The following is an 8,073-nucleotide window of genomic DNA, read 5'->3' as shown; positions in this document are numbered from 1 at the left end:
GGGGAGCCCTCCCCCTTTACTCAAAAATTTTATTACATTTCACCCTACCGATGCAAGACGAGAAATACATACTGGTAGATAGCGAAGAATCGCTCGCGAATTTGCTCGCGGATTTGGAGCTGTACGAAATGGCCGCCGTCGATACCGAGGCGGATTCCATGTACCATTATACCACCCGTCTTTGCCTGATCCAGATTACTATCGGCGAACACCACTACATTGTGGACCCGCTGTGTGGGCTTGACCTTGCCCCTTTGTTCAAGGCCCGCGCCATGCAGACGCTCATTTTCCACGGCGCCGACTACGACTTGCGACTGCTGTGGCAGACTTACGGATTCTCGCCGAAGCAGATTTTCGACACCATGCTCGCGGCAAAGATCCTGGGCGAAGATCACCTGGGCCTTGCGGACTTGGTGCGCGAATACTTCGGCGACGAACTCAAGAAAGAAAACCAGCGTGCCGACTGGACCACGCGACCGCTGCCGCTCGAAATGTGCGAATACGCCATCCACGACACGTTCTACCTGCACGAACTCTGCGCGATTCTCGTAGAAAAGTTGCAGGAAGCTGGCCGCATGAGCTGGCTTACCGAACAGTGCGAAGCCCTGATCGAACATGCCAAGCACCCTGCCCCGCCGAGAAAGGACCCCTGGCGCGTCACGGGTTCTGCTCCGCTTTCGCCGTGCGCCCTGAACGTGCTCAAGTTCCTCTGGGAATGGCGCGAAAATCAGGCCCAGGAACTGGACCGCCCGCCCTACAAGGTGATGCCGGTGGAACTCATGCTTGCAATCGCACGCCGCAGCGAGGCGAATTTCCCGACCGTGGACTTGGAAAAGTTGCCGAAGCTCCCCCGCAATTTCCGCGACGAGCGCCTGGATTCGTTCGTGAACATGCTGCAGACGGCCGTAGCCGTTCCGCAATCGGACTGGCCCGAAAGACTCCCCAAGGCCCCGCCCCCGCCGGTGGTTCCAAATTCCGACCTGTTATCGGTGCTCAAGACCTGGCGCGACCTTAAGGCCGAGGAACTGGAGCTCGACCCGTCGCTCTTGGCCAACAAGGCACAGCTCATTTGGCTTGCCGCTCCGGGTGACATGCCCTGGGAGGCCCGCTACGAAGAGGCTCACCTCATGAACTGGCAACGCGTCCTATGGACCGAAATTTTGCAACAGAATCTCCCCAACGCAAAGCGCGTAGGCGACCCCGACTAATTTTTTTCTACTCACCTCAACCGCCCGCTCCTCCCCCCCCCCGCAGGCATCATACTTATGGAATCCATACTCATCGTCTCCATACTGCTTCTCGTGATTTTTGGCTCCAGGCCGCTTTTCGAGATGTTGCGCAAAAAGCGCGACGGCGAAGAACTCATCGGAAACCCGTGGGAAGAAGTCCACGCCATCAAGGGTTACAGGGAATCGCGCAAGGTGGCGGCGTTCTACCCGCTCACGGGCGAACCGAACATTATGCCGATTATCAAGCAGCTCGCCGACGAAGACCGTCTGCTGCTCCCCCGCTGCACGGGCCCCACAACCATGGAGTTCTGCCACGTGCAAAGCCTCAAGAAAGATTTGGTCAAGGGCAAGTTCGGCATCATGGAACCCCGCGGCGACATTCCGGCCTACGAAGGCGACTTCACCGTGTTCCTGGTTCCTGGCACCAAGTTCAACCTGACCGGCGAACGCTGCGGGCACGGCAAGGGTTACTACGACCGCTTTTTGGCAAAGCACCCGAACGCCCACAAGGCAGGCATCGCGACTCCCAAGCAGATTAGCGTGGAGCCGCTCGTGCAAAAGCTGACCGACATCAAGATGGACCAGATTATCATTTGTAGGGAAAAACCCTAAGACAAAAACGTCATTGCGAGCACGCAGTGCGAAGCAATCCAAAGAAAAATTTTAAAAGGAAGAAAAAATGGCTTTCGACAAGAACAAAGAAACTGAGTTCGGCATTATCCGCCACAACTTCAAGGACCGCGAACCGCGTGACGATTCCAGCGAACACCGCGAAGGATTCGAGGATTTCCGCCGCCGCGATTTCAACAAGCCGCGCGAAGGTTTTAACAGCGAACGTCCGCGATTCAACAAGGACCGCGAAGGTTTCACACACCGCAAGACCGATGGCGACCGCCGCGTGAGTTTCGGCGACCCCGATGGCGCCCCGCAAACCGCAATCGGCGGCATCCGCGAAGTGACCGACCTTCTGGAACGCAGCCCCATGCAAGTGCACCGCGTACTCTTTATGCACCAGTCGGGCAACCCCAAGCTCTACGAACTGCAGAAACTCGCCAAGCGCGTCCACGTGCACGTGCAGCAGGTGGATTCCAAAGTCCTGAACACTTATACAACGCAGCACCACGGTGTGGTCGCCCTGCTCAACGAAAAGGAACTCCTCGTTTGGGAAGATATCCGCGAAGAATACTTTGCCGCCAAGCAAAAAGGCGAACGCAAGCTGATTGCCGTGGGCACCAACATCGAAGACCCGCGCAACCTGGGCGCCTGCATCCGTAGTGCGCTCGCCTTGGGTGTAGACCTTTTGATGCTCCCGGCCAAGGGAATGTGCGGCATTACGCCAGCTGTCGCCCGCTCTGCCGCAGGAGCACTCGACAAGATGAAGATTTGCCGCCCGAACAACCTGGAAGCCGCCGTCGGCGAACTCAAGCTCGCGGGCTACCAGATTCTTGGCCTCGATGCCGACACCGAGACGAACCTCGCCGGCTTTGAATTCAGCGACCAGGCGGTCATTGCCGTCGGTGGCGAAGACGTGGGCCTTCCGCCCTTCATTCGCAAACAGTGCGACGCTGTACTCCGCATTCCGATGATGCCCGAAGCGCACTCCTACAACGCCTCGGTAGCCCTTTCGCTCGGCCTGTACGAATACGCAAGACTACGCATCAAGTAAGCGACTCAGCAATTCGCCGAAAACAAAACGATTTAATACAAAAAAACGGGCCGCACGGTCCGTTTTTTCATATTTATCGTCTAAACTAGAACTGACTCAGGAATCTCTGGTCGTTGCTGGTCAGGAGGCCAATTTCCGGGATGGCGTGGCGGAGCATCGCGATACGGTCGAGACCGAAGCCGAATGCAAAGCCCGTGTACTTCTCGGAATCGATGCCGCAGTTCTTGAACACGTTCGGGTCCACGGAACCGCAACCGCCGATTTCCATCCAGCCGGTTCCCTTGCAGCGACGGCAGCCCTTGCCACCGCAGAACACGCAGCTCACGTCCATTTCGGCGCTGGGCTCCGTGAACGGGAAGAAGCTCGGGCGGAAACGCGTCTTGACGCCTTCGCCGAACAGCTTGTTCATGAACACCTGGAGCACGCCCTTGAGGTCTGCAAAGCTGATGTTTTCGTCCACCACGAGGCCTTCGCACTGCTGGAACATCGGGGCATGGGTTGCATCGTTGTCCACACGGAACACGTGACCCGGAGCAATCATGCGGAACGGCGGCTTGTGCGTTTCCATGTAATGGATCTGCGTGCCGGAAGTATGCGTACGCAGCATCACCTTGTCGTCCACGTAGAAGGTATCCTGCATGTCGCGGCTCGGGTGGTCGGGCGGCGTATTGAGCGCCTCGAAGTTGTACCAGTCCGTCTCGATGTCGCGACCGAAGTCCACTTCGAAACCCATCTGGCTAAAGAAGTCGATAATCTCTTCGCGCACGTCGTAAAGCGGGTGCGTCGAGCCCGCCGGGATGCCTGCACCCGGGAGCGTCGTATCGACAAAGCCGCTTTCCAGCTTCTTCTGGAGCGCAGCCTGGTTCGCGGTCTCGATAGCCTTGTCGATTGCCTCGGAGACGGCGACCTTAAGTTCGTTCACGAGCTTGCCGTAAGCCGGACGTTCCTCGGCGCTCAAGCTCCCCATCTGCTTCATGAGGTCGGTGACGGCACCCTTCTTGCCCAGGTACTTCACGCGGAGGTTGTTGACGGCTTCTTGGTTCGTAAGGTCGGTTTGCGCAAGTTCTGCGTCAAACGCCTGCTTCACATTGTTAATAGCTTCACTCATAGTGGCCACAAATTTAGAAATTTTCAGTCAAAGGGGGAGGTCTCCCCCTCGCTTTAGCCACGGCTCAGCCGTGTCTGCCGCTACTCCCTCTACGGGTGTTCAGACGCCACACCCGTAACGCCTGGCTTCGCTTTCCCGGTGAAGTTCGTGCTCGTTATCTTGAATACGGTCACGGCGGCGGCCTGCGCAGGCGTGAATTCGAACTTGTGCGGGGCCGCGTGCGTAGACGGCGCGGAGCCTGAGGCGTGCGGCGCACCCGCAGCCTGCCGTTCCATCAGGAGCGAGAGTCCGCGGCATTTCTCGGCGCTATCCTCGACGATTTCGGCCTTGCCCTGCCCGACGACGCTTGCATAAAAGCGGCCACTCTTGCAATAAACATCTTCATGAATCTCGATGCGGTTCTCGACGCACATGCTAAACGCCACGTTCGGATTCTTGCGGATGCAGTCGAGTTTCTTGCCGACATGCGCGCAGTGGAAGTACAGCTCCAGAACGCCGCCTTCCAGGCTATACCCGAACGACATCGGAATCACGTAGGGCGTACCCACATTTGCATCGTCTATCATCGCAACATGGCAGGTCGTGCACTGCTCGATAATTTTTGCAATATTTTCGTTTCCTAAAACTTCTCTATCCTTTCGCCTCATTTTTCCCCCAGCAAATGCATAATCACTGGTCGATTTTTGCCAGCCTCTGTTTTATGTATCGTGAGTTTACCGGTGCTATCAAAGCTGAACTGTTCACCCACGCGTTCACCGTTCACGAAAGTGAGACTGTCGCGAAGTACGCCACTCTTATACCAGTTACGCATAATTCCGTTGCGTTTACCGTCTTTCCAGAAGGTTTCGCTCGCAAGACCCGCACCCATACTATCCGGGAAAAAACTGCGACTTTCCGCGATTTGTCCATCCTTCCAATATTCTTCATAAAGCAGCAAACGCCCCGGCTTAAAGTAGCGTATCGTCGCCGGAAATTTCCCAATACTTTGTTCAAAACCAGCGCTCTGTACCAAGTTACTACTATTGAGCACGCCGCCAATTCCATCCACATAGGAGGTCTCCGCACAGAACTTGGACATATCGCCTTCGCAAGCCCCATAGACCACGCCAGACACTCGCAAGTCGCATTCGCGAACCATAATTCCACTTTCGTTGAACCACCGCCACACGGAATCGCGCCTGCCATCATTTCTCCAGTGTTCCTGTTTCATGGGAGTGCCGTCCGCCCTATAATACATGACCGAGCCTACAAGTACACTGTCCTTGCCCGTCGGACCCTTGCCAAGCACGCCCTGCACTCGCACGCGCCCCTTACCGCAATTTGCCGTATCGGGCGACTCGCCATAGCTTTCATAATAAAGAGAAAACGGCCCAATCAGCTTTCCATCCTTGCAGGTCCATTCTTCTAGCAAGTGGCAATCTTTAGAATATCTTTTCAGATAAGTTACACCATTCCGTTCATTCGGAGCCGATTCGATTTGCCTCTTCGGATCCCATTTGGCATGGCAGTCTCCTTCCTGCTCCAGCACTCCGTTGTCGAACCACTTTTTCCAGATGCCAACGGCAAACCCCTTATCATCGTAATGTTCCTCAAATGCCCTTTCACGATTGTAATGCCAGCCTTCCCAGTCACCTACGGGATGGTCTTCTTCGTAGTACCGGTATGCCTCCACCTTCTTGTCGCTATAGAGCGATGTCCACTTACCATCCTTCTGACCTTTCCTGTAGTATCCCAGCAGGGCTACATCGCCGAACCCCGTCCAGCGCTTAAAATTGCCATGCGGCACACCGTCCTTATATGGGATTTCCAGTTCCTTGATGCCATCGCTGTACCATTCGTTTCTTTTCAGAATTTCACCGTCGGGGTACACCCATATCGAGGTTTTCTTCGCTCCGTTCGCGTGTTCTGCCAGTACGGTCTCTTCGGCACGTTGCACGGTGCACCCCAAAAACGCAAAACAAAGCGTCAAAAACATCAAAAAAAAGGTTTTTACCATAGCACTCAAAGTATAAAAAAGTTAATTTCTAAAAAGTGCTGGAGTTAAAGAACAAATCGATTGCCGAGACCTTTAACGCGAGAATCCGCTCCCCCTGGGTGTGGGTCGTTCTTGCCGTTGCCATAGGTCTCACCGTCCTGTTCTACTTTTCCCAAAAGCCACAGATCATCATGTATTCGCGCTACATAAAGACTCTGTCGGACTACCAGCTGCAGGAATCCTACGCCATGCGCAGCATGGAACGCATCCGCATCGGATACGGCGCCGATACCGTATTCGTGCAGGCTCAGACCATGACGCTTCGCGAAATCGCGGTTTCCTTTTCACGCGAAATGGACAACATCCGCGGACTCGGAGTCAAGGCCCCCTCCTACTCGATTACGGAACGCTTTGAGCGCGAGGTGCTCGCAAAAGTCGCAGGCATGAGGCGCTATACGGAAAGCAGGACCGCCTGGCTCAACGGACTTCAAGAAGTACGAAACCAGGTGGCTGAACTCCCCGCCAGCATTCAACTGCCCCTGCAAGGCATCCTTGACTCGGCTAGGGCAGGCTACCTGGTCGGACTATCCGGCCTAGGAGATTCCCTGGTAGCAACCCTTCCTGACACGATCAAGTCCAGGATTGTCCCGCTTCTCCAGGAAAACGAGGAGCTGAGCCTCGCCTGGAGCCGTTTCAACAACGAGATGGCGGTCATGTACAGCGAGGACCTGATCCAGTTCTTCCAGCAGCAGAACATCGAAGAAATGTCGCTCAAGTCCAAGATTCCGATGGCTTTCTACTTCCTCACGCTTGTACTTATGCTCTCTACCTTCTTTTTCATCTTCAGGTCAAGGCAATAAGATTCCATGATTCGTTTTTTCACATCGCGCAAGCCAGCCCTGCTCAATTTTTCATTTCTGTTCCTGTTTCTTGCTCTCTGGGTGTTTTCCTATATCATGCCCGCACTCAAGGGGCTGATCAAGGAGGACCATCTCTTTTACGGAACCGTAACCCACGCCGCCATACCCAGCATTTTCGGCGGGACAAACATTCCGTTCTTCGACAAGACACTGTTCCAGATCAACGGAGACGACCAGGCAACCTTCGTCCTTTACGCCTCGCAGGAGCTGCTGGACGAAATGTCCGAATGGTTCAGCTTTGCCAGTCCCGATGCCGGAGACATTCCTCTCGAAATCTCCGCGGCACGCACCAATGACGGACAATTCGTCGTCCACAGCATCGCCTCCACATTCGGAGAACTGGATTTCGACACGCTCGTGATGGAATACCAGGTTTACTACGGTTTCATCGGGTGCTCCCTCGTCCTTGCGCTCATAATTCTCTCGCTTGCGCTATTCATCCTGTGGCTAGTGAAGAAGAGACGGTAAAATGAAATTTTCCGTTTCCCTATTTCTAGTCGCCACATCAGCAGCCCTTGCAGCGGCACCAACGGATACCCTGTACAAGCAAGGCCGCCCTGTCGGCATATGGCAATCTTCTGCCAAGGCTTACGCCGACGAAACAATCGTCTGGTTCCACGGAGGCATGACTAGCGGGAACTGCGAAAAGGGACTCGTCGCCGGCAACGACCTGGCGCAGATGCTCCCTCGCTACACAATCGTCAGCCCCTCCGCCTGCAAGCAGAACCACTGGGTCGAACCGGGCACAATCCAGGCCGTTGACCAAGGCCTGGATGACCTCGAGAGTCGCGTCAAGAAGCCCATCTCCGAAATTTCACTGGTCGGCATCTCTGACGGCTCGCTCGGAGTCATCGCCTACAGCCTTTGGGGAAAACGGAAGGTCAAGACGAGAATTCTCATGAGTTCCTTTGGAGCCTCACTCGGACCGGCAGCACAGGTCGCCCAGCACCCCCCGATGAAAAACGGTCGTTGGCGATTCATTCAGGGCGGCTCCGACCGTCTGTACCCCTCCGAAAAGACCATTCCATGGATCCAGGAGTTCTGCAACAACGTGGGAACCGCCTGCGACATCAAGTTCGATCCGCAGGGCGAGCACGACTGGAGCTACTGGCAAAACAAGCATCAAGACTGGATTTTGGAGAATTTTTCCAAATAACCCTTGACAAATAGGGCAA

9 protein-coding genes are annotated in these 8,073 nt (G+C 55.2%); 6 read left to right on the top strand and 3 right to left on the bottom strand.

Annotation, left to right across the window (positions count from 1 at the left end; genetic code table 11):
• Positions 1–50 precede the first annotated feature (50 nt).
• The 3 genes from Q0628_RS15305 (at position 51) to Q0628_RS15295 (ending at position 2,895) form a co-directional block, all read left to right on the top strand.
• Entirely contained in the window at positions 51–1,208 is a 1,158-nt protein-coding gene (locus Q0628_RS15305) for an HRDC domain-containing protein (RefSeq protein WP_298772468.1), read from the top strand.
• A gap of 57 nt (positions 1,209–1,265) precedes the next feature.
• Positions 1,266–1,841, top strand: coding sequence for a 5-formyltetrahydrofolate cyclo-ligase (locus Q0628_RS15300; RefSeq protein ID WP_298772466.1), 576 nt, complete (start codon positions 1,266–1,268; stop codon positions 1,839–1,841).
• Positions 1,842–1,908: 67 nt separating this feature from the next.
• Complete coding sequence (locus Q0628_RS15295) at positions 1,909–2,895, top strand: RNA methyltransferase (RefSeq protein WP_298772464.1); 987 nt, start codon at positions 1,909–1,911, stop codon at positions 2,893–2,895.
• A gap of 85 nt (positions 2,896–2,980) precedes the next feature.
• Here Q0628_RS15295 and pheS read toward each other — a convergent pair whose 3' ends face one another.
• The 3 genes from pheS to Q0628_RS15280 form a co-directional block, all read right to left on the bottom strand.
• Positions 2,981–4,003, bottom strand: a complete 1,023-nt coding sequence (pheS, locus tag Q0628_RS15290; RefSeq protein WP_072801315.1) for a phenylalanine--tRNA ligase subunit alpha — start codon at positions 4,001–4,003, stop codon at positions 2,981–2,983.
• 89 nt (positions 4,004–4,092) lie between these two features.
• On the bottom strand, positions 4,093–4,650 hold the full coding sequence (locus tag Q0628_RS15285) for a pyridoxamine 5'-phosphate oxidase family protein (RefSeq protein ID WP_298772462.1): 558 nt from the start codon (positions 4,648–4,650) through the stop codon (positions 4,093–4,095).
• Positions 4,647–5,939, bottom strand: a complete 1,293-nt coding sequence (locus Q0628_RS15280; RefSeq protein ID WP_298772460.1) for a hypothetical protein — start codon at positions 5,937–5,939, stop codon at positions 4,647–4,649. The genes Q0628_RS15285 and Q0628_RS15280 overlap by 4 nt, the downstream gene beginning before the upstream one ends.
• A 95-nt stretch (positions 5,940–6,034) precedes the next feature.
• Here Q0628_RS15280 and Q0628_RS15275 point away from each other — a divergent pair, with 95 nt between their 5' ends.
• The 3 genes from Q0628_RS15275 to Q0628_RS15265 are packed head-to-tail and all read left to right on the top strand — an operon-like array spanning position 6,035 to position 8,054.
• The gene (locus Q0628_RS15275; RefSeq protein ID WP_298772459.1) at positions 6,035–6,838 is read left to right on the top strand and encodes a hypothetical protein; all 804 of its coding nucleotides are present in this window, start codon (positions 6,035–6,037) and stop codon (positions 6,836–6,838) included.
• Between the two features lie 6 nt (positions 6,839–6,844).
• Positions 6,845–7,366 carry a hypothetical protein gene (locus tag Q0628_RS15270; protein ID WP_298772457.1) on the top strand — a complete coding sequence of 174 codons (522 nt, stop codon included), beginning with the start codon at positions 6,845–6,847 and terminating at the stop codon, positions 7,364–7,366.
• Between the two features lies 1 nt (position 7,367).
• Positions 7,368–8,054, top strand: coding sequence for a hypothetical protein (locus Q0628_RS15265; protein ID WP_298772455.1), 687 nt, complete (start codon positions 7,368–7,370; stop codon positions 8,052–8,054).
• Positions 8,055–8,073: the final 19 nt, after the last annotated feature.

It is taken from the genome of uncultured Fibrobacter sp. (assembly GCF_937877005.1).
Taxonomy (GTDB): domain Bacteria; phylum Fibrobacterota; class Fibrobacteria; order Fibrobacterales; family Fibrobacteraceae; genus Fibrobacter.
The sequence above is the reverse complement of the archived record's forward strand: the minus strand, read 5'-3'. Positions and strand labels throughout refer to the sequence as shown.

Coding starts and splice junctions, on each gene's coding strand:
- Q0628_RS15305 (WP_298772468.1), top strand. CDS start 51: ATGCAAGACGAGAAATACATACTGGTAGATAGCGAAGAATCGCTCGCG.
- Q0628_RS15300 (WP_298772466.1), top strand. CDS start 1,266: ATGGAATCCATACTCATCGTCTCCATACTGCTTCTCGTGATTTTTGGC.
- Q0628_RS15295 (WP_298772464.1), top strand. CDS start 1,909: ATGGCTTTCGACAAGAACAAAGAAACTGAGTTCGGCATTATCCGCCAC.
- pheS (WP_072801315.1), bottom strand. CDS start 4,003: ATGAGTGAAGCTATTAACAATGTGAAGCAGGCGTTTGACGCAGAACTT.
- Q0628_RS15285 (WP_298772462.1), bottom strand. CDS start 4,650: ATGAGGCGAAAGGATAGAGAAGTTTTAGGAAACGAAAATATTGCAAAA.
- Q0628_RS15270 (WP_298772457.1), top strand. CDS start 6,845: ATGATTCGTTTTTTCACATCGCGCAAGCCAGCCCTGCTCAATTTTTCA.
- Q0628_RS15265 (WP_298772455.1), top strand. CDS start 7,368: ATGAAATTTTCCGTTTCCCTATTTCTAGTCGCCACATCAGCAGCCCTT.